This window comes from Enterococcus sp. SMC-9 (assembly GCF_021011285.1).
Lineage (GTDB): Bacteria > Bacillota > Bacilli > Lactobacillales > Enterococcaceae > Enterococcus_C > Enterococcus_C montenegrensis.
In genome coordinates this window covers 182,127-202,633 of sequence record NZ_JAILYE010000001.1, presented here as the reverse complement: position 1 = coordinate 202,633, position 20,507 = coordinate 182,127, and the positions used below count along the sequence as shown (strand labels likewise).

Below are 20,507 nucleotides of genomic sequence, written 5' to 3'. Positions count from 1 at the left end.
CAGAATTATTAGGATCAATCATACTTACACACACCCTTTCCTTGTTATAATATTATTGAATAATCTCAGAAATGAGGTAACTAGCCGTGTGCCAGCACGGTTTTTTTATTTTATTACTTCATAAAGCGAATGCTCCATTTCGACCACACGTTCAAGATTTTTCCCTAACTCAATCATTTGGTTTTTGGCTCGTCCGTTCATAATCTTATTTGCCAATTTATAGGCAGTTATGTAAGAAGCATTAAATCTTGCCTGCATGGTTTGAACAAGGCGAGTGAAGATAGCGGCTTCTGAAATTCCGTATTCAGCAGAGACATGAGCAATTGATTTTTGTTGTTTCAGTTCACTAATTAACACTGGATCTGGAAGCAAAATGACCGATGCGCCAATATTGGCTTGAAATTCCGGTAATAAGTCAGCTGAGGAGTAGGCCAGTGAAACTTTGTCATCCGTAAAAACTGGTGTATCTTCGTTCAAGTGATACAAATAATGAATGAGCTCATGACTAATCGTGAAATTTTGGCGCTTTATAGCCATATTATTGTTCACCGCTAGGGTGACTTCTAAATCATCCTTGACTATCATTCCGGAAATATTTTGTCTGGCCTTACCGTTAAATGGATATTTTCTTAAAACAATCTGATCACTCATAATGTAATCCCAAATTTCTCTGTAATCATAGCTTCTGGCGTTCATGTCCATTCCAAACATAAGCGCCGAAATATAGTCGTTTATTTTATAAGAAAAAGCTAAAAACTCTTCCGCTTCAACTGACATTGCAACAAACCGCCTAACTATTTTTATTTTTTCTTTCGTTCTCTTCTCTAATTTCATTAATTCGCCAAGCGAAAAACTTTTCGATTTCTTTTTCTACTCCAAGAATGTCATCTTCAGAAAGTCCTTCTGTATTCATTCTCATCATGACTTGCTTAGCTAGACTTTTATTATTGGAGTCTTCCGATGTGGTAAGATCTGGGTCATTGGTACGTCCAAGTAAGTAATCAGTAGATACGTTAAAGTAGTCTGCAACTTTTTCAAGTCGATCTGCTTTCGGCTGAGACTTTTTCCATTGATAAAAAAGATTTTCACTAAATCCCATATCAATAGCAGCTTTTTGAATTGAAATACCTCTTCTGTCAGATAATTCTTTTATCCTGTCAAACACAGTCATATCAAGGTTCCTCTCTTTCACGAGAAAGAGAATTATAGTTTTCTATAAAAATAGGTTGACTAATTTTATAGTTTGCTATAATATTGTTCTCGTAAGATAAATAGCAAGAAAAAGCGTAAGAAAACAGACTATATAGAAAATTCGTTTGGCAGCGGTAAATTCTACAAAGTTAGTCGTGTATTCGGCTTATTTAACTATGTTTTCATTTTATAGCTAACTATAAAAAGTGTCAATTGTTTTTATAGTATTCTTACTGTTTATCTTACAAATAAATTTGGAAGGAGAAAAAATATGCCAGATTCAAAACTTGGAAGAGAACGTGTTTTGAAATATTTAGATGAAAATAATATTGATCTCGTTGATCTAGCAGTGATGTACGGGATGACGAAACAAGATATCACAAGCTATCTAAAAGGGAAATTAGTAAATAATCCGAAAGCAAAACAGCTTTTAGTGAAAATTATTTCTGACTTCAAAATTCGATAGGAGGGTTTCTAATGCAAGTAATGCTTACTGAAGAAGATGCTAACACGTTAAAAAAATTCATTTATGATCTTGTAACAACAGAGATAGATAAAGCGAAGCGCGATGCCTCCGTAAATAAGAGAGTTTTGAATCAAAGCCAAATTGCAGATTATTTTGAGGTATCTACTACAACGATTCGTCAGTGGGAGACGCTAGGTATGCCATACGGAAGCATGGGAAGTAAGTCAAAGTTTTATGACAAAGAAGAATGTCGTAAATGGGTTTTAAGTCAAAAGAGGTGAAAACATGAAATTTCTAACACGAATTAATGACAACTTAACAGCGATGATTGTCATTTTAATATTCTGTATCCTATTTGCTGGATTTGCTTTTATGGGAAGTATCAATATTTGGGTTACTTGGATTGTTATCTTTATTTTTGCAATTGTTGCAATTTCATTTTGCTTAGGCGCATATGTCCAGGAATTGGAATTAAAAAAAGACTGACTCGGCCGGGAAGCTCTAAGTCAGTCAATAAAACATATTACAAGCTCATTTTAGCATGAGCGATAGGAGAAATCGAATGACTAAGATTGAAGCACTACTTTCAGCGCTATCTCAAGCCTGCAGTGATGATGGATCATCTCTTGTTGTGGGTATATCAAAAAATCACGAATTGGAACACATGGAGTTTGTAGGCCGTACCGACGAAATGGCACTCATAAATTTAGTTGCGGCCGATACTATCTGTGATTTGATTGATGCTAAACAGTGTGATTGTCCAGGCTGTCAGCAAGCAAAAAAATTGTTGAAGAGAGAGAAGTCACAGAAGAAAAAAACGAAAAGACCACAAATCCACATTGTCGACATGATGAATGAAGATCCAAACATTGATGATATCTTGCAACGAATTTTTGGAGGTGGTAATCGTGACAATGATCAAAATTAATTCGATTAAATATCGGCACTTCAAAGGGATAGAAAATTTTGATCTTGATTTAATGGGGAATAATGCTACCGTAACCGGTCAAAACGGGTCTGGGAAAACCACGTTAGCTGATGGCCTTCTTTGGTTGTTGTTTGGCAAGGATAGCAAAGGTGCATCTATTAACCCTAAACCTTTGGACAACGCCAACAGCGAGGTCTTGGGACTATCTCCTGAAGTTGAAGCCGAAATGATCATTGATGGAAAAGTGACCATTTTAAAACGCGTGCAACAAGAAACTTGGACCTCAAAACGTGGCGAACTTGAAAAAACACGTGGTGCCGATATAACTAAGTATTTCATTGATACAGTTCCTGTTAAGCAAAAAGAGTGGAAAGACTATCTAGCCGCTTTAGGTAACGAAAGCATTTTACAGATTTTAGCTGATTCAGGATTTTTTATGCGACTTGATTGGAAAAAGCGTCGTGAAATTTTAGTCAGCATGACTGATGTCACAGACAACTCTATTATCGCTGGTGACGAGAATTTAAAAGAACTGCCAGAAATTTTAGGCGATCATTCTGTTGATGATATGCGAAAAGTGTTAGCTGGACAGAAAAAAGAAATTAAATTAGCTATTGACGGAGTTCCAGCACGTATTCAAGAAGTCACTGACATGAAAGCAAAATTGATTGCTGATTTGGGTGATTTAACTCAAGAAGAAATTAAAGCTGACATTATGGATCGTGAAGCTGATATTTCTGACTTGCAACTTAAGCTAGAAACTTTAAAAAGTACGGATAGCAATCAGATGAAGCAATCAGAAATTGCAAAGTTAAAATTGGAATTAGAACAAGCTCGTACCCAATATTTAACGGATTCTAATCTTCAAACGCAATCCTTGCAAAATGATGTTATGACGCAGCAGTCAGAAGTTAATCGTCTGCGCCGGGAAAAATCAGATACAGAATCAAAATTGCACGATTTAACCAATAAAATCCAATCTGGCAATGATCAATTATCACAGATGAAGGCTGAACGAAATAAATTTAAGGATGTTGAGTTTGACGATCATAAAAAAATCTGCCCGACTTGCGGCCAAGATTTACCAGTTGATCAGATTGAGAAATTGGTTGCGGACTTTAACCAACGGAAATCAAATTGGTTAGAAACTGACGCTGAAAAAGGAAAAGCTTTGAAAGCATCGATTAATGAGTTAGCAGCTGAAAAAGGAAAGCTTGAAGTAAATTTGGATTCAATCGATTTGGGCTATAAATCAGCCGAAGAATTACTTAATCGACTGAATGACGAGTTAAACAACGTTAAAGCTGAAATTAAAACTTTTGAAGAGACTGCAGTTTATCAATCAATCACTTCCAAAATTGAGATGATTGCAGCTGCAGATGATGATACCGATATTTCTAGCAATCAGAAAGCTGAAATCAAGCAAAGTGTTGATAGTAAGCGTGCTGATATTGCTGATTTACAAGCCAAGTTATCTTCGTTTAGTCAATTATCAACATTTGACACACGTATCGAAGAATTAAAAAACGAAGACAAACGTCTCAAGGATCAGAACCAGGATGTTGAAAGAAAATTGTGGCTTCTGGATGAATTCACTCGTAAAAAAGTAGCGGCTCTTGAGAACTCTATTAACGAAAAATTTGAGTTGGTTCGCTGGAAATTGTTCAATATCCAAAAAAATGGTGCGTTAGCTGAAGTGTGTGAGGCAACTTATCAGGGGATTGAATACGGCACTAGTTTAAATACCGGTGCAAGAATTAATTGTGATTTAGATATCGTCAATACACTCTCCAAAGAATTAGGTATCAAAATGCCATTGTTCGTTGATAATACAGAATCTGTTAATCAATTGATTTCTGTTGATACACAAGTGATTGAGTTAAAAGTTGGGCGCAATAAAGCATTGAAAGTTGAGGTATAGAAATGAATGAAATTATTGTCTACGCAAAAATCGGTGGTAAAAAACAATTTCTAGGCACCTTTGATTCCATCGATGAGATTCAACCTGAATTAGATCGTCTGCTTGAATTTAATAATAAAATTTCATGGACACCATTCGTTTATTTTTTGATGAATGGCGAAGAATACAAGCTTTATTTGGAGGATGAAAAATAATGACAAATCAAACACCAGCATTACTGCAGAAAGATATCACTGATCAGGTCACAAAAAAGGTGCAAGTCATGCAACAAGATGGTCTAGCTTTGCCGGCTTCCTACAGTCCGGCCAACGCTCTTAAATCGGCCTTCTTTGCTATGACGAATGCGCAAGGTGGAAATCTGATTGAAAAATGTACGCCGGAATCAATCGCAAACTCTCTTTTGGATATGGTGATTCAAGGCTTGTCTCCAGCTAAAACACAATGTTATTTCGTTCCTTACGGAAATCAGTTGAAGATGACACGTTCCTATTTTGGTACTCAAGCTGTGTTGAAACGATTGACTGAAGTTAAGGATGTATGGGCCAATATTATTTACCAAGGGGATGAGTTTGAAACTGATTTTGACCATGGTCGAGAAGTTTTAGTTAAGCACAAGTCTAGTTTTGCTAACAAAGACAATGGAATCATTGGGGCGTATTGCATTATCGAAAAAACAGATGACACACAAGTTCTAACCGTGATGACTAAGAAAGAAATAGATGCCAGCTGGAGCCAAGCTAAAACCAAAAATGTTCAGAATAAATTTCCTCAAGAAATGGCCAAACGTACAGTAATTAATCGAGCAGCTAAAGCATTTGTGAATACAAGTGATGACTCTGATCTATTGATTGAAGCAATCAACAATACAACCGCCAACGAATATCAGGATGAGTCCGAAAGAAAAGAAGCCGAAATCATTGATGAAATTGATAAGAATGCCAATTCTGAAGTTTTAGATCCAGAACCACCTCGTCAGCAAAAGAAGTCTGAACCGAAAGTGGCGGAACCAGTTTTTGATGATATGCCAAATTTTGGACCAGAGCCCGATCGAGTGTATGGCGAAGGCCCGGGAGAGGATGATCCGTATTGATTAAGATCAAAAGTTTCGGATCTGGATCAAATGGCAATTCCTATTTAATTGATGATGGTCAAACACAATTGATGATTGAGTGTGGAATATCGTTAAAAAAAGTTCAACAAGCAATGCGTTTTAATTTTAGTAAAGTTGCTGGTTGTTTAATCAGCCATGAGCATCGAGATCACTGTAAATATGTTTCTCAGTTTATTGATTCAACCAGCATTGATTTTTACTCGACTCAAGGAACTTTTGAAGGAATGAGCGAAGACCAAATGCTTCATATCCAAGCGAATGATTATTATCGTTTCAATTTCTTGAAATATAAAGATACGAAAAAAATTGGCACCTGGTATGTAACCCCATTTGAGACAGAACATGATGTAAAAGAGCCTTGTGGATTTTTGATTGATAACTCAGCTGGTGATCGCTTGGTATTTATCACCGACAGCTATTATGTCCGGTATAAATTTCCTAATGTCACACACATGATGATTGAGGCAAATTACTCCAAGGAGATCATTGATCAGGATATGACTGAGGGTTTTGACTTAAAACGCAAGAGCAGACTGTTAGAAAGTCATTTTGATTTTGATCGCACTCTGGACTTCATCAAAACCAACAAATCAAATCGACTGCAAGAGATATGGCTTTTACATCTGTCTGATTCAAATAGTATCGAAAAACAATTCAAAGAAGAAACTCAGCGATTAACTGGCGTTCCTGTCTATATAGCTTAGGTGGTGAGTAGATGGCCGACAAGGGATGGATAGCTCTTCACCGCAGCATTCGGGATCACTGGCTTTATCAAGAAAAAAGGGTCTTTTCAAAATATGAAGCGTGGTTGGATATCCTGATGGACGCCAATCACCAAGATAATAAAATTGTGTTTGATGGTCAATTAATTGAAATTAAACGAGGCCAGAAAGTGACTTCTCTTAGACAATTAGCTGAAAGATGGGGATGGTCGAGGCATAAAGTATCGGACTTCTTAGACTTATTAGAACGGGACGCAATGTTGACCAGAAAAAGTGACACCAAAAAGACGCTGTTAACTGTGATAAATTACGATTCTTACCAAAACGACCGACCGCAGAAGGGACAACAAAAGGGACAGCAACCTAGCCACGCTCGTGACACAGACGTGACACAGACGGACACAAACAACAATGATAACAATGTAAACAATGATAACAATATAAACAATGTAGTAGTTGTTGGTAGCGATGTTCCTGAAGTTTACAAAATGTATGAACAGGTCTTCGGAATACTTAATCCGATTACAATACAAAACCTTCAATATTGGTGTAATGATTTATCTCCTGAATTAGTAAAGGAAGCTCTTATAATTTCCGCTAAGGGGAATGCCAATAATTTTAAATACACCGAATCTATTTTAAAACGCTGGGAAAAAGCTGGTGTGAAAAATTTGAGTGATGTAGCTGAGTTAAATCAAAAACGTGAACAATCTAGCAAAAGTACGAAAAAGAGCAAACAGAAAATACCAAGTCAAACAAATTCGAGGGTGAATTATTAATGAATCCATTAAAAGTGTTGGAACATGTTCATGATTCAAATGAGTTTTGTGAAATTCACCAGCAAAAAAAAGTGAGTATCGGGAACTCTAAGCCGTTTTGCTCTACATGTCAAAGAGAAGAAATGGAGCAAAAAGAAAAAGCAATTGTGATGGCAGCTTCAGATCGTCATCACCGCAGGAGAACTTTAGAAACTTTATCAAAAGATTCATTAGTAGGGGATGAAACACTTTGGAACGCTGATTTTTCAAATTATATTCCCGATAATTATGAGACAAACGATGCTTTATCTAAGTCAAAAATATTGGCTGCTGACTATTTGAATCCAGAGAAAAAGTTTAACACTTTATTCACTGGACTTCCCGGAGCTGGTAAATCTCATTTAGCCATGTCCATTGTTAAAGAAGTAAACGAAAAAGCAAATCCTTACATGAGCTGTCTATTTATTTCTACGGTGGAACTACTTCGCTTAATCAAAGATTCAATTAGCAATAAAGAAAGTAAATTCACTGAAGAGAACATGGTTCGCTTGCTAACTAGAGCTGATTTGTTAGTTCTAGATGATTTGGGAAGTGAATCAAGCTTGAAATCAGATACAACTGAGTCAAGCGAATTTAATCAACGAGTTCTTTATGCAATTTTGAATTCTCGTAACAGAACAATTATCACTACTAATTTGAATTCACAAAAAATGAATGAAATTTATAACCCAAAACTAGTGAGTAGAATTCATCGCGCAGTGGAAGGGAAAATAATTAAATTTACAGAACAAACTAAAGACAAAAGATCAAAAATTTTTTACTAGAAGGTGAAAAAATGCAGTGTAGTAAATGCGAAAATCAGCGAGTGATTTGGGTAGAAATCACTCCTGGTCTTACTAAATGTCAGCCCTGTCCAGTTTGTAACTCAGATGGTCAAGCAGTCGCCGAAGAACAAAAAGAATTTGAACAGATTTACGCTGATCTTTCTGAAAAGCGAGATGCTCAGATTAGGAGGGCTGTCGGTGATTAAAGGTAAGGCAGTAAAAGTGACCAGGTATATTGGGCCAGAAGGAACCTTAGTCCGTAAGCCTTCCGAAGCACAGCTCTTTTCAGATGAATCGTTGGCAGATGTAGCAGCTGAAGTAGCTAACGGTTGGGTAGTTGATGTTTTAATCCCAAATCGAAAGCCTCCTGCTCCATCAAAGCCAGTGAAATCAAATCAATCTTGGATGCGGGGTGGGTGTTAATGGAGATGAAAAAGAGTTTTTATCAAACTTTGAGAAAATCTGTTGGCTTAAAACAAGATGAAATGGCAGCGAAGTTGGGCATCTCATACTCTCATTATACGAAATTAGAAACAAACAAAGTGAATCCGAGTTATGACTTGCTTTTAAGCACAAAGAAAATCTTTCCAAAAACTGACATGAATAAATTTTTTCAATAAAAAAACGCCGACCTGGTGAAGTCGACGAATTACTATTTTTTAATCGTTTGAGATTGTCACCAGGCAATCCCCCTCAGCAGATAAAGGTTAGTTTCCTTTGGTGCTGCTACTGAGAAAGAACTTACAACTACTAACTGCCATAAAAGGTTCCATCTGTCTAAGGGGTTAAAAGCCGTCTGGGTTTCATTCGAATAAATCAAATCAAAAGCTCCAGATGCTCACTTTTAACCATTCATCAATGACAGCAGTTTATGTCTTTCACAGCTAGTCGGTTTAGTCAAAACTAATAATATTGGGTGGAAGCCAAATTATTAGTTAAGGTTGTTAATTCGATTGTGATTCAGCTTTGTTCAAAAGTTTTGCCATGAGGCACCACTCTCCTTCAAAGAACAACTTAATTATAAAATAATTTCTTTTTTAAGGAAAGATACAGAAGGTAAAAATATGGAAATAAAAATTACGATACCAGGTCAGCCGGTTCCGCAAGGTAGACCGAGATTTGCCAGACAAGGAAATTTTGTCCGCACCTATGATCCAAAACCGAGTGTCGAATATAAAAAAAGAGTAGCTTCAGCTGCTATTCAAAAAAGACCACAAAAGCTCCTTGAAGCGGAGTTGGAGGTCGAGGTTCATATCTACAAAGAAACATTAAAAAGCTTTACGAAACAAAAGAAAATTGACGCTGAAGCAAAAATATTACGTCCGTTAACTAAACCCGATGCTGATAATTATGCGAAAGGGATTTTAGACGCTCTAAAAGGCATCGTTTGGAAAGATGATGGTCAAGTAGTCGATTTGATTGCGCGGAAGTATTATTCAGCGGTACCTCGAGCAGAAGTTTTTATACGTGAGATTAGCCCGATACAAGAAACATTACTTTAGGAGAGAAGAATGAAAAATATCAAGGATTTAATAGATTATGCTGCAGGTTGTATGTTCATAGCAATAGGAATAATTTTCAGTATTGGCATATTATTTTTCATCGCCAAAGCTGTTTTGCTGATGTGGCATGCAATCTTCTAGGAGGAAAAATGACAAGTTCAGAACAACCACGTAATTGGAAAGTACAAATTTTGGATGCAGATAATAATGTCCGCATGCATGCAGAAGTTTTTGGAACAGAATATAAAGCAAAAAAATTGTGCCGAAAATTTGAAAATCGCAGGAAAAAAGAAGCAGCGAAAGAACAAAGTCTTCGGTCAGATCGTGACCGAGACAAACAGAAAAAACATTGGTTTTAGGAGGACTTAACTATGGGACAAGCAGTAGACGACATTTTAGAAGGTCTGACCTGTCAGGTTTGTGGCCAATATATTGATTTTGAAGCTCCTGGATATCCACGAACGTGCGAGGACTGCGAGGAGGAAGATGAGTAAAAAGTCAGATGAATTCACAGATTATCTTATGGCTAAGTGGGAGGGGCTGCCCCATAAAGAACAGATTTTATTTGAAATCGTCTTTATCGCAGGGTTAATCAAAATGGGGAAAGAAGCCCAATTTAACATTAGTCGTTGCAGCAGCATCGACATGAACGGTAAGAAAAAACTGATTTACACTATCGAAACGGAGGAAGAATAAATGTCACTAGAATTCAAACCAACAATCAAATCAATCAACATCGCCAATGAGGATCTGACTAAGATCACTCTTGAAATCAAAAATAACTCTCTAGATGGGAAGTTGGATGATCTCCGGAAGCTGTCCGGCAAAACTGTCGTGGTATCTATTCTGCCAGACAGCTACAGCTACACTCAGCAAATCGACCGCAGTACCAACCTTCCGGTAACAGAGTGGATTGTCAATCCTGACGGAACTGCCGAGATCAAAACGACTGAACAGACACAGCTGGATGTGGATGGCAAAGGGAATATCGATATCCAGGAAGTCCGGAAAAAAGTCGACAAAGAATTGGTGGATGAGTATATCATGGCGGCTAAGATTCTGCAGCTGCCACCGAATATCATCATCAATCCAAGGGATGTGATCGAGCGCCTGCAGGACGGTGAGGATCTTGGTGAAATTGCCGATAGTTATGAAATGAGTGATAGCGCCCTGCTGAACGATATCGAAAAAGCTCGCCAGTATTTTGCTCCGTTTGCGGATTTCTGGGACGAACATCGGGATGAGATTACCTTTGCTGCTACCGACCAGGAGCCGGACGAAACACCGGACGAATCCGAAGAAAGCCCGACTGATGAAGGGGAGAACGAACCGGACGATTCTGGGAACGCAATTGCTGATTCTGATAACGAAACTGCCGAAAATCAGAACGAAGATGCTGATTCTGAGGATGATGAGGAAGATCCGTATTGAGTTAGGAGACTGAGATGAAAGTAGGCGACGTTGTCCAAGGAGCTTCCTGCAGACCAGGCGGCGGTGTGATTCGAGGCACCGTCGTCTTGGTTAAGGAGTATACCTTGGTTGTATCCACTGGAAACGGAAATGAGTTAGTTAAGAAGAATGGAGTTGAGAAAGTGAGCCAAGAGATTACAAGTCAGTTGATCAATGAATTTTTGCAGGATAGAGGCTACAAAAAGAATACCTGGACTGTCTATCAAAAGCACCTTGAGCTTGTTATGAAACTAATTGACGGCAAGATTAATCCGTCAGCTATTGCCAATACAGAAAAATTTATCAATGAAAAGATGCCACCTGCAAAGGCGAAACAAGCATTGGGGGCTATCAAGAAATATTTAGAGTGGGTTGGCTACTATGATGTTGAAGATGCTCTTCCAGTGGAGGAGTCGATACCTGTTTCAACAAAACCGGCCCCAAACCGCTTCAATCCTTCAAAAAGTGATAAGCCTGATATTTCCCAAGAAGAAAGAGAACGTAAGGCGAAAGAAATGGCGGATATGATTAAGCAAGCAGAACGTACTGAAAGTTCTTCGGTTGATGAAAAAGTCTCGCTGCCACGAGATACGAAGCAAGAGGAAACTATTTTAGATCGAGATACTGCTACTTTGGTGATCATTGGGAAAGCTTTTGTAAAAATCTGTTCAAACGAAAAAGAGATCCATCTGACAAAAGATTTCAAAATGGCTTCCGAGGTTAATGAGTTACAGGCAGAGGTCATCATTGATGAGTATGGCGGCCGAAAAGTGCAAGTTGAAACCAAATACATTTTGCATTATCAGTGAGTTTTCTTTTGACTTAATTTTGAAATCTATGCAAAATGCTGATGTATCAACGTTTTTATCTGCTGATTTTCGATTGAGTTTCGAGTGAATTCTGATTAATGATAAAAAGAAAAAGTTGCCAAAGTAGGCAACTTTTTAAAGATAGGGTGGATGATAGTTCAATTTTTCGATAATTATTTTTTCCTCATAATTTGGTGCTTTATGAAGCTGAGACTTGTTGTCCAGTACCCATTCATTATTATTTGCATCTGTGAAAAAGACGATTGGTACATCGTGTTTGCCTCCCATGGATGAACCTCTAGATTCCATAGTAATTGTTTTTGTTCCAGGTGGCACAATCTCTATGTGCTTGATATATCCATGCGAACTAATTTGATCAGCTAATGTTAGTTTAGAGCTGTTTAAAACACTAATGACAAAAACATCGTGAATAGGAACTCTGGACGTATTATATATTTCAACAACAAGACAAGCATCATCCAGTTTGCTTGTTGCATAGATACATGTAGCTTGTTCTTTCTTGTCAAGTTCATATCGCTCTCGAGACTCTTTTTTTGAATAATACAGGGATAGTATAACTGCTCCTACTGTACCAACGGTTGTAAGGATGTTAAGAATTATTTCAAATGTGTCAGAAAAAAAGAATTCAGAAAAAAATCTTTCAAGTAGCATCTATATCACCTCAATGTAATTATCATATCATAGTTAAACAATTAAGGAGACTTTAAATGAAAAATGATCTAACAGCTGAAGAATGGATCGCTTTAGCAGCGGCATTGAACTATACAAATGAAGAATTCCTATATGCAGAACGAGGCGATGTTGTTCATGAGTATGAGGTCGCTGTGGAAAAAGTAAATAAAGTTGCCGAAGAGATACGAAATCGGCAAGGGAAAAACAAATAAAAAAGCCGGATTTCTCCAGCCACTGGGTAATATTTCGACAAAAATATTATAACACACAGCGACAGGGGGAATCAGTTAACATGGCGCTTTTTGATGTTTCTAAGTATCAAACTCCAGACATTCTTGAGGTGGATATGCGAGCCACCAGAAAAAACTTTGAAACGTTCATGACAGTTTACGGTGCAGCACGAGAGAAAGTCGGTAAAAACAGGATGCCAAAAATGACCCAATCTTTTAGCGCAATGCCTGCAAGTACCAGTAGCGAATACTCTGGTGACGCTGAACGCTTTATGATAGAACGCGAACAATTCATGCCAGAATATCGAGAACTCCATTCGATTTTTGGCCAAGGATATTTTGCCATTAGCAATCCGCTTCGGCAAGATGCCACTGATCGTCGGCGACAATTATTTATGTTGCGATATGTCTATGGTCACAGTGTTAAAGAAATTTGCGAACAAATCTATGCTGGAAAATCTTTTGTATCAGAGGAAAGTCAAAAAGGATTTATCCAATTTTGTGATAAAGTTGGATTGTTGGTTCATGAGGAAGAGACTGAAAGATTAGTTAACCCTATTACCAAATCTTTTGAGTAAGCAGACCATTCGCAGACGTTTGCCGGTCGTTTTGCGGTCATTTTCCGGACCGCAACAGTCAAATTTCATGGTAAATTAGTATTATCAAATAATTAATAAAACGAAGCAGTCATCATTTTGGTGGCTGCTTTTTTGTTGGAGGATATATGGAAAATGAATTGTTACCAGGAGATATTGTTTCCGTGATTGTAGAGGAGTCTTTTTGTGGATTACCGATTGGCGTCCATCAAGGAATTATTGTTGATTTAGTAGGATACGGTCTATCTATTGCTTTTACCGATGTTCAGCTGGCCATTCGAGCGAAAGGATTAGGCGTAGGTCAATTTTTAGATCAAGCTTGCTGGGGAAACTTTGAGATTGTTAGAATTTGTCGAGGGACTTTACACAACTAGCCTATTTCCTGATAAAATAGTCTATATCAAGGTCGGAGGTAATTATGAAAAACTTTTGGTATGGATTTTTTGGAGGAATCGTTGCTACTAGTATATTAGTAGTTATGGTATTTGGTTTTAGTAGTTCGTACTCTACATTATTGGCAACATGGTTAGCTTCAATCGGAACTATCGGAGCTGTAATAGTATCTCTATGGTTAGCACAAAATGGAAATAAATTGACGTGGACATTGACATTGCAAAATACTGTCGAAGGTAATCACGAAGTTATATTGATAAACACCGGCGAAAAACCGCTGTACTTGCAGGTTTTTACTTGTAGAGTTATAGATATTAAAAAAAATATAGAATATCAAGGGGATAGTCCTTTTTTTGGTGAATTTGGGGTAGTTCATTCTGTGCTGCCAGGCAATAAAATTTCTATGGTAGGTCTTTATGGAGGAATAATTGATGAAATTCGTAAAGAATATATGAATAAAGCCCAAGACGTTAGAATTGAAATTGGAATGGAAATACTTGGAAAAACAGATAAACTTTTTTATATAAATCTTTTGGGCGACGGGGTGAATCTGGAATTGAATTCCAAATATGAAACTGTTCCTAGAGGATAGTTATTTATTAATATTAAGTTCTTGTAAAGCAGTGTCCAATTGGATATTGCTTTTATTTAAGAAAAGGAGGTAGACACTTCAGTGGCTGCCTTTTTGTTTGAGGAGGTTTTTTATATGTGTAAATCTCTCGTTTCGGAGGGGTGGGGGAAAGTCGGCTTATCAGTTACTGGAAAACTTTGTTATAATATTAAAAAAGACGATATGGAGGTAAATTTGATGGATTCGACACTTGTAGATTTAGGCGTACGTCTTGCGGAGGTTGGGGTAAAAAACACAGCAACTTCAGTAACGGCTACAATCAGAGCTTTAAAAGCTGATAGAGATAAAGATAAAACTATCAATGGTTTAACTGAAATAATTTCAGAACTGATTGATGATAAGCAAGAGGCTGAGATGATTGCAAAGTCCTACCGCGATGAGCTAGCAGCACAAAAATTAGGGAATCAGGATATTGATTATATAGTTGATACTGTTTTACCCGCTTTTAAAGATTTTGTAAAAAGAGTTTCCAATCCTAATAATCCGGAAGAAATCAAAAAAATGGAAGAAACTGTGAAAAGTATTGAGGCTCTTGAACCACTCTTAACAGTTAATACACTTACTGTATTACAAACCCTTGGCTTTAGTTTTAGAAAAGGTATAGGAGAACCATTAACTGAATTGACAAGCAATATGATTAGTGGAAAACAAAAAGAAAATCAAACACATCTTAACGAACTAGTTTATGAACGAGATATTGAATATTTCAAACTTATTCAGGATGAAGAAGCCTTCGAAAGATTTATGAGTTTAAAATAGAACACGTGCAGTTGATGTGTAGATATTAACTGCTTTCATTTTTCAAAATCAAAACTCAACAAACTGATAGTGAGGTGGTGTCGTATGCATGGCAAGGCAACGTAATCCTCGCAGAGATCAAGCATTAAAAATTTTTATAGAACGCAATGGAGAGGTAAGCAATCGTGAGCTTGCCTCTTTTTTAGATGTTCCGGAAAAGACAATCTCTGCTTGGAAGTTTAAAGACAAATGGAAAGATAAATTAAATGGAGTACTCCAATCAAATGAACGGAGTACTCCCAAAAACAAAGGGAGTACTTCTAATAAAAGTGGAGCTCCATTAGGAAATCAGAATGCTGTCGGTAACAAAGGCAATGCGAAAGCTTCTGCCCCAGCTGGCAACAAGAATGCCGTTACCACTGGAGAGCATGAATCAATTTTTCTTGAAACTATGAGCGATGACGAAAAGGACCTTTACTCAACAATGAGCGAAGATCCTTTTTTTGTGATGACTGAAGAAGTCCGACTTTTGAAAATTCGGCAGCTAAGGATGATGAAACGAATTCAGAAAGCTGAAGCAGGTCTGAATGAATCTGAGCTGGAATATCTGCAAGAGCTTCGTGGTAGGACTGCAATCATGGAATCTACTAAACAAAAAGGAAATACTGAATTGGTTCTTACAGAAGTCAAGGAGCGCAAGACCAGGAAGATTGATGATGTTCTCAGAATTGAGGATGCACTGACCAGGGTCAGTGGTCAACTTCAGAAAGCCATCAAACAGTTGGAAGAAATCGCATTGAACAAACGTCGTCTAGTATTGATTGAAGCTCAGACAGACCACACCAAAGCCCAGACCACTAAGGCGTTGATTAACAAAGATGGTGACGAGAATGACGGCGGCACAGTGATCAATATCATTGACGACATCACTGCCCAGGGACAAGAAGGTGAAGAGAATGGCTAAAGTTATCACTCAAAAAAATGTGCGACTTACCGATGTTTTAGCACCTTCTTTCTATCCATTTCACCAGGCAGTCAAAGATGGTCTGAATTCGTCTTATTGGCTCAAAGGCGGCCGTGGTTCTACAAAGTCGTCAGCAATCTCTGTTGAGATCATACTCGGTATTGAAAAGGATGTTAATGCAAATGCTGTGGTATTGCGTAAAGTCGCTGAAACGTTGCGAGAATCAGTCTACGAGCAAATGTTGTGGGCCATTGACATTTTGGGTTTGACAGATGAGTATCATGCATCAATCAAACCATTGCGAATCACTAAAATTAAGACTGGCCAACGAATTATTTTTAAAGGTGCTGAGAAACCTAAGAAGGTAAAGGCTAGTAAATTCCGTCGTGGTTACGCTAAGTTCATCTGGTTTGAGGAAGTTGATGAGTTTAATTCAATGGCCGAACTTCGAACGATCATTCAATCGCTTGGTCGTGGTGGTGCTGGAATTAAGATTTTCTACTCTTTCAACCCGCCAGAATCTAATACGAATTGGACTAACTTAGAAATTCAATCTCAAAAGATTAGAAATGATGTTTTTGTCCATCACAGCGACTACAGGAACGTCCCTAAAGAGTGGCTAGGAGAATTGTTCATTCAAGAGGCGGAACACCTTAGAAAGACAAATGAGACCAAATGGCGGCATGAGTATTTAGGAGATGTAACGGGTACTGGCGCTGAAGTGTTCAAAAATATCACAGTGCGGAAAATCACTGATGAAGAGATTGCGTCGTTCGATAAGATCCATCACGGTCTCGATCATGGCTATGCCGGGGACCCGATGCACTACACAAAAAACTATTACGACAAAACTCGCTTAAGGTTGTATATCTTCGGTGAGGTTCATCAAGTCGGTCTTTCAAACAGAAGAGCAGTCGAGTCTATCCAGAAGCTGAATCCTAGCAATGATTTTGTTACTGCTGACAGCGCAGAGCCTAGGACGAACAGCGAATTTGAAAGCCTAGGACTGAGAATCAAGAAAGCCAAAAAAGGCCCAGGCTCAATTGAGCATGGTATTAAGTGGCTTCAAGATTTAGAAGAAATAATCATCGATCCTTATCGCTGCCCCAATACCAAAAGAGAATTTACCACTTACGAGGTCGATCGAGATTCCAACGGGAACCTAAAAGGGTCGTATCCGGATCGCAACAACCACTCGATTGATGCAACTAGATATTCGCTGGAAGACGAGATGGCCAAAAGAGTCGCGAAAGTTCGCAAGAAAATCAAAGGTTTATAAGAGAGGTGAGAAAATGGCAATTGCAATTAATCGAGAAATTGCTGGTAATTTGGATAATCCGTCAGCAGAATTATTGAACTACTGCATGGCACAGCATCTGAATAACAAAGCAAGGCTTGAAAAGCTGTCGAACTATTATGATGGCAAGCAGGAAATTTTGAATCGCACAAAAGAGGATGATTCAGCACCAAACAATAAAATTCTAATTAATCATGCAAAGTACGTGGTGGATATGAATGTCGGGTTCATGGTGGGAAACCCTATCGCTTACAGTGCTTCTCAGGGAAATGATATCTCGTCTATCTTGGAGGAGTACGACCGAATCGATATTGTTAGTCATGATACCGAGTTGGAAAAGGATCTTTCGACTTTCGGAGTCGGCTATGAGCTCATCTACCTACGAAAAGTATCAGAGACAGAAACTGAGACAGATGTCCGCTGCATTGACCCGCGAGGAATTTTTCTCGTGACAGATGACACCATCGACAAGAATCCACTCTTTGCGGTACACGTCCAACCTGTCTACGATTTGGAAGGTGGCATCGACCATTATTTGTACAAGTATTACAACGACAACCGAATTATCACCTTTAAATCTGACACAGAAGGGCAGAGTGGATACACATTTGTTAAGGCTCTACCGCATTACTTTGGCCGTGTCCCAGTAATCGAGTATCGAAATAACGAGGAGAAACAGGGAGACTTCGAACAGGCTATCAGCCTGATTGATGCCTATAACCTTCTTCAATCAGATCGTCTGAATGACAAGGAAGCTTTTGTGGATGCCATTCTATTTATTCAAGGATTCATGCTTGATGATGAAGATGGACAAGCATTGATGGAAGAAAGGATGCTTCAAGTTACCGGAACTCCATCCGAAACTGCCGCTGGATATTTGACCAAGGAACTGAATGAAAGCAACGTCTCTATGCTACGAGATGCGATCCTGGACGATTTCCATAAAGTGACCTATGTTCCAAACATGAACGATGAAAACTTTGCTGGCAATGTTAGCGGTGAGGCTATGAAGTACAAGCTTTTCGGACTTCTGCAACTGATGTCAGTGAAATCCCGATACATGATTAAGGGTTTGCGTCAACGGCTTGAAATCTTCGCCAATATCCAAAACCTTAAAGGTCCTAAAGTGGATGTGACTGGGGTAGAGATTAAGCTTAAGCCGAATCTGCCAGTTAATACTTCAGACACGATTAGTCAGATTGTATCAGCGTATAATGCTGGCATTTTGCCTTTGCGTTTCTTACTAACGTGGTTACCTGATATCTCAGATGTGGATGAAGTGCTAGAGCAACTAAATCTCGAAAAAGAGGAAGCTATAGCTCTTCAGCAAAAGGCCATGGGTTCTCAGGCTGATGATAGCCATAGTGATTTAGATGATGAACCGAATGAAGAAGACGGTGAGGTAAATGGCGAAGAAGAGTAATAAGCTATCTTACTGGCAGCGCCGGGCTCTTGAAGACGAGAAAGCCATTAACGACTGTGCAAAGCAGGTAGAAAAGACAATTGTATCAGCATATCGCCAAGCTCAGGAATATATGACCCAGAAAGCCAAAAAGCTTTTCAAACGGGCTCAAGCGAAGACAGGCTATGAGGAAGCTGAACTCAAAACGCTACTAAATGAAACCGTGCCGGTTGAACAGCTGGTCGAGCTTCAGCGATTGGCGAAGAATATCAGTGATCCGAACATTCAAGCATCAGCTAAGAAGCGGCTGGATGCTTTAGCGATGAAACACCGTATCACTAGGGAGGAGGACTTGAAAGCAAAGGCCCACCTTGTTACTCGTCAGATTGCTGATGTCCAGCTGAGTGAGTCTACGGACTATTTCGTGGACGCCATTCAGAAAGCCTACCAACGAGAGCAAGCTAATGTGGCTATCCAGAGCTTAGAGGCTAAGGGTGTACAGCTAGAAATCTGGAACCAGTCAGACTGGGAAAACGCCCAGCATGAATTCAAACAACTTTCCACCAAAGAAACTCGGAACATCCTAGAGAGCCATTGGCACGGATCGAATTATTCTAAGAGAATCTGGAATGATACGGACAAGCTGGCCAAACGATTAGAGGAGCTTTTTACCGTTGAAGCACTCACCGGTATGAGTCAGCAAGAGATGGTGCGAGCCATTTCTAAAGAATTTAATACGTCCATTGGGATAGCGCAACGATTGATCCGAACTGAAGCCAATTATATGGCGAATCAAGCTAAGTTGAAATCTTGGGTTGATAATGGGGTGGAGTATTACCGGTTAGTAGTGGTTCTGGACTTTCGCACTTCTAGCATTTGTCAGTCGAAGTCGAAAGAGAACAAGCGATACAAAGTATCTAAAGCCGTTGTGAATGGGGCAGCAGGAAACTATCCTCCGTTCCATCCATGGTGTAGAACGATTGCCATTGCTGATTTTGGCAAACGAACCGCAGCGGGAATGAGGATTGCCAATGACCCAATCAGCGGGAAGACGTTTGATTTACCACAGCGAGCCACCTACGAGGACTGGATCAACAAGCTTCGTGAATCGTATTCTGATGAAGAAATTTTCAAACATAAGGAAATGATTCTGAACCGGTCGAAAGATAATATTAAGTACAGAGAAATGAAGCAAATGCTTGGCAGAAAGCACCCTAATTTGCCATCTTCATTGGATGAATACCAAGAAATAAAGTATAATAATAGTGAGGATTGGCATCAGCTGCAAGATAATTTGTATGTGAAACGGCGGCTTTTAGATGGGCGTTGGGGTTCTAAACTAAATCCCGAAAAGCAAGCACCACATATGAAATCAACTGTTGGAAAAGGGAAAAGCTATTTTGAAGATGATGCTGATGTTCAGGCGTTGTTCGATAAGTATGCCGGGATAGGGACTCTGGAAAGAGATATTAGAGGCCGTCGAAGAAATACCGAAATTATTTCGACCAAAGAGTTTCAAGGAACAGCAGTCAGCAAATCAGAAAGTAAAGGGACAAATACTTTCAAAATACACCATTCGAAGAGGCGCACACATATTGTTCCAGTTAAAGAAAGAGGTAATAGATCATGAATTTAGAACAGTATTTAGGCAAAAAATTGAAAGTTACTTTTGTTGACGGTCAAGTATTAACGGGATTTTGTAATACATTCACTGGTAGAATGGATACCGAAGATGAGCTTTATGATGAAATCACAATTAAAACAGACAAATATCCTTATGTGAGTTTTAACGAAAGCGAAATCGAATCAATAGAAATCATTGAATAGCACCCAGTCACAATCCAGTGATTGAGTGCTATTTTTGTACTCAAAATGAAAGGAG

The 20,507-nt window shown here is 38.6% G+C and carries 33 protein-coding genes; 30 read left to right on the top strand and 3 right to left on the bottom strand.

From position 1 onward, the window contains the following. Positions 1–105: 105 nt before the first annotated feature. Both K4422_RS01080 and K4422_RS01075 read right to left on the bottom strand, forming a co-directional pair. Complete coding sequence (locus K4422_RS01080) at positions 106–777, bottom strand: ImmA/IrrE family metallo-endopeptidase (RefSeq protein WP_230708672.1); 672 nt, start codon at positions 775–777, stop codon at positions 106–108. A gap of 13 nt (positions 778–790) precedes the next feature. After that, positions 791–1,171: a helix-turn-helix domain-containing protein gene (locus tag K4422_RS01075; protein ID WP_230708670.1), complete on the bottom strand. Its 381-nt coding sequence runs from the start codon at positions 1,169–1,171 to the stop codon at positions 791–793. 291 nt (positions 1,172–1,462) lie between these two features. On the opposite strand from K4422_RS01075, the gene K4422_RS01070 reads away from it, so the two are divergent. The 20 genes from K4422_RS01070 (at position 1,463) to K4422_RS00985 (ending at position 11,681) form a co-directional block, all read left to right on the top strand. Further along, positions 1,463–1,657 carry a hypothetical protein gene (locus tag K4422_RS01070; protein ID WP_230708668.1) on the top strand — a complete coding sequence of 65 codons (195 nt, stop codon included), beginning with the start codon at positions 1,463–1,465 and terminating at the stop codon, positions 1,655–1,657. Positions 1,658–1,668: 11 nt separating this feature from the next. Continuing rightward, complete coding sequence (locus K4422_RS01065) at positions 1,669–1,938, top strand: MerR family transcriptional regulator (protein WP_230708666.1); 270 nt, start codon at positions 1,669–1,671, stop codon at positions 1,936–1,938. Between the two features lie 4 nt (positions 1,939–1,942). Continuing rightward, on the top strand, positions 1,943–2,143 hold the full coding sequence (locus K4422_RS01060) for a hypothetical protein (protein WP_230708664.1): 201 nt from the start codon (positions 1,943–1,945) through the stop codon (positions 2,141–2,143). Positions 2,144–2,219: 76 nt separating this feature from the next. Continuing rightward, complete coding sequence (locus K4422_RS01055) at positions 2,220–2,585, top strand: hypothetical protein (RefSeq protein WP_230708662.1); 366 nt, start codon at positions 2,220–2,222, stop codon at positions 2,583–2,585. Next, complete coding sequence (locus K4422_RS01050; protein WP_230708991.1) at positions 2,572–4,506, top strand: ATP-binding protein; 1,935 nt, start codon at positions 2,572–2,574, stop codon at positions 4,504–4,506. The genes K4422_RS01055 and K4422_RS01050 overlap by 14 nt, the downstream gene beginning before the upstream one ends. 2 nt (positions 4,507–4,508) lie before the next feature. Then, positions 4,509–4,700 (top strand): hypothetical protein, encoded by a 192-nt coding sequence (locus K4422_RS01045; RefSeq protein ID WP_230708660.1) that lies wholly within the window; start codon positions 4,509–4,511, stop codon positions 4,698–4,700. Next, entirely contained in the window at positions 4,700–5,596 is an 897-nt protein-coding gene (locus K4422_RS01040; RefSeq protein ID WP_230708658.1) for a recombinase RecT, read from the top strand. The genes K4422_RS01045 and K4422_RS01040 overlap by 1 nt, the downstream gene beginning before the upstream one ends. After that, positions 5,593–6,321, top strand: coding sequence for an MBL fold metallo-hydrolase (locus K4422_RS01035; RefSeq protein WP_230708656.1), 729 nt, complete (start codon positions 5,593–5,595; stop codon positions 6,319–6,321). Before K4422_RS01040 ends, K4422_RS01035 begins: the two co-directional genes overlap by 4 nt. A gap of 11 nt (positions 6,322–6,332) precedes the next feature. After that, positions 6,333–7,118, top strand: a complete 786-nt coding sequence (locus tag K4422_RS01030) for a DnaD domain protein (protein WP_230708654.1) — start codon at positions 6,333–6,335, stop codon at positions 7,116–7,118. Further along, entirely contained in the window at positions 7,118–7,921 is an 804-nt protein-coding gene (locus tag K4422_RS01025) for an ATP-binding protein (protein WP_230708652.1), read from the top strand. The genes K4422_RS01030 and K4422_RS01025 overlap by 1 nt, the downstream gene beginning before the upstream one ends. Before the next feature lie 11 nt (positions 7,922–7,932). Then, complete coding sequence (locus K4422_RS01020) at positions 7,933–8,127, top strand: hypothetical protein (protein ID WP_230708650.1); 195 nt, start codon at positions 7,933–7,935, stop codon at positions 8,125–8,127. Continuing rightward, positions 8,120–8,344 carry a hypothetical protein gene (locus tag K4422_RS01015; RefSeq protein ID WP_230708648.1) on the top strand — a complete coding sequence of 75 codons (225 nt, stop codon included), beginning with the start codon at positions 8,120–8,122 and terminating at the stop codon, positions 8,342–8,344. The genes K4422_RS01020 and K4422_RS01015 overlap by 8 nt, the downstream gene beginning before the upstream one ends. Continuing rightward, positions 8,344–8,541: a helix-turn-helix domain-containing protein gene (locus tag K4422_RS01010; protein WP_230708647.1), complete on the top strand. Its 198-nt coding sequence runs from the start codon at positions 8,344–8,346 to the stop codon at positions 8,539–8,541. The genes K4422_RS01015 and K4422_RS01010 overlap by 1 nt, the downstream gene beginning before the upstream one ends. Before the next feature lie 444 nt (positions 8,542–8,985). Next, positions 8,986–9,423, top strand: a complete 438-nt coding sequence (locus tag K4422_RS01005) for a RusA family crossover junction endodeoxyribonuclease (RefSeq protein ID WP_230708646.1) — start codon at positions 8,986–8,988, stop codon at positions 9,421–9,423. A gap of 9 nt (positions 9,424–9,432) precedes the next feature. After that, on the top strand, positions 9,433–9,564 hold the full coding sequence (locus K4422_RS13540) for a hypothetical protein (RefSeq protein ID WP_268990955.1): 132 nt from the start codon (positions 9,433–9,435) through the stop codon (positions 9,562–9,564). An 8-nt stretch (positions 9,565–9,572) separates the two neighbouring features. Then, on the top strand, positions 9,573–9,782 hold the full coding sequence (locus K4422_RS01000; RefSeq protein ID WP_230708645.1) for a hypothetical protein: 210 nt from the start codon (positions 9,573–9,575) through the stop codon (positions 9,780–9,782). 12 nt (positions 9,783–9,794) lie between these two features. Beyond that, the gene (locus K4422_RS13535; protein ID WP_268990954.1) at positions 9,795–9,917 is read left to right on the top strand and encodes a hypothetical protein; all 123 of its coding nucleotides are present in this window, start codon (positions 9,795–9,797) and stop codon (positions 9,915–9,917) included. Then, the gene (locus K4422_RS00995) at positions 9,910–10,119 is read left to right on the top strand and encodes a hypothetical protein (RefSeq protein WP_230708643.1); all 210 of its coding nucleotides are present in this window, start codon (positions 9,910–9,912) and stop codon (positions 10,117–10,119) included. The genes K4422_RS13535 and K4422_RS00995 overlap by 8 nt, the downstream gene beginning before the upstream one ends. Continuing rightward, positions 10,120–10,854, top strand: a complete 735-nt coding sequence (locus K4422_RS00990; protein WP_230708642.1) for a hypothetical protein — start codon at positions 10,120–10,122, stop codon at positions 10,852–10,854. Positions 10,855–10,868: 14 nt separating this feature from the next. After that, entirely contained in the window at positions 10,869–11,681 is an 813-nt protein-coding gene (locus tag K4422_RS00985) for a hypothetical protein (RefSeq protein ID WP_230708641.1), read from the top strand. A 135-nt stretch (positions 11,682–11,816) separates the two neighbouring features. On the opposite strand, the gene K4422_RS00980 is transcribed toward K4422_RS00985, so the two are convergent. Then, positions 11,817–12,353, bottom strand: coding sequence for a hypothetical protein (locus K4422_RS00980; protein WP_230708640.1), 537 nt, complete (start codon positions 12,351–12,353; stop codon positions 11,817–11,819). Between the two features lie 56 nt (positions 12,354–12,409). Here K4422_RS00980 and K4422_RS00975 point away from each other — a divergent pair, with 56 nt between their 5' ends. From K4422_RS00975 to K4422_RS00930, 10 genes are all read left to right on the top strand, one after another. Beyond that, entirely contained in the window at positions 12,410–12,586 is a 177-nt protein-coding gene (locus K4422_RS00975) for a hypothetical protein (RefSeq protein ID WP_230708639.1), read from the top strand. Positions 12,587–12,753: 167 nt separating this feature from the next. After that, a complete protein-coding gene (locus tag K4422_RS00970) occupies positions 12,754–13,182 on the top strand; it encodes an ArpU family transcriptional regulator (RefSeq protein WP_230708638.1) in 429 nt (142 codons plus the stop codon). Positions 13,183–13,328: 146 nt separating this feature from the next. Further along, a complete protein-coding gene (locus tag K4422_RS00965; RefSeq protein WP_230708636.1) occupies positions 13,329–13,574 on the top strand; it encodes a hypothetical protein in 246 nt (81 codons plus the stop codon). 44 nt (positions 13,575–13,618) lie between these two features. Next, entirely contained in the window at positions 13,619–14,185 is a 567-nt protein-coding gene (locus tag K4422_RS00960; RefSeq protein WP_230708634.1) for a hypothetical protein, read from the top strand. Positions 14,186–14,266: 81 nt separating this feature from the next. Continuing rightward, positions 14,267–14,983, top strand: coding sequence for a hypothetical protein (locus tag K4422_RS00955; RefSeq protein WP_230708633.1), 717 nt, complete (start codon positions 14,267–14,269; stop codon positions 14,981–14,983). A gap of 88 nt (positions 14,984–15,071) precedes the next feature. After that, on the top strand, positions 15,072–15,926 hold the full coding sequence (gene terS / locus K4422_RS00950; protein ID WP_230708631.1) for a phage terminase small subunit: 855 nt from the start codon (positions 15,072–15,074) through the stop codon (positions 15,924–15,926). Next, a complete protein-coding gene (locus K4422_RS00945; RefSeq protein ID WP_230708629.1) occupies positions 15,919–17,205 on the top strand; it encodes a PBSX family phage terminase large subunit in 1,287 nt (428 codons plus the stop codon). The genes terS and K4422_RS00945 overlap by 8 nt, the downstream gene beginning before the upstream one ends. A 13-nt stretch (positions 17,206–17,218) precedes the next feature. Then, complete coding sequence (locus K4422_RS00940) at positions 17,219–18,646, top strand: phage portal protein (protein ID WP_230708626.1); 1,428 nt, start codon at positions 17,219–17,221, stop codon at positions 18,644–18,646. Then, entirely contained in the window at positions 18,630–20,255 is a 1,626-nt protein-coding gene (locus tag K4422_RS00935) for a polymorphic toxin type 50 domain-containing protein (RefSeq protein WP_230708625.1), read from the top strand. The genes K4422_RS00940 and K4422_RS00935 overlap by 17 nt, the downstream gene beginning before the upstream one ends. Continuing rightward, the gene (locus K4422_RS00930) at positions 20,252–20,452 is read left to right on the top strand and encodes a hypothetical protein (protein ID WP_230708623.1); all 201 of its coding nucleotides are present in this window, start codon (positions 20,252–20,254) and stop codon (positions 20,450–20,452) included. The genes K4422_RS00935 and K4422_RS00930 overlap by 4 nt, the downstream gene beginning before the upstream one ends. The last annotated feature ends 55 nt before the right edge of the window (positions 20,453–20,507 follow it).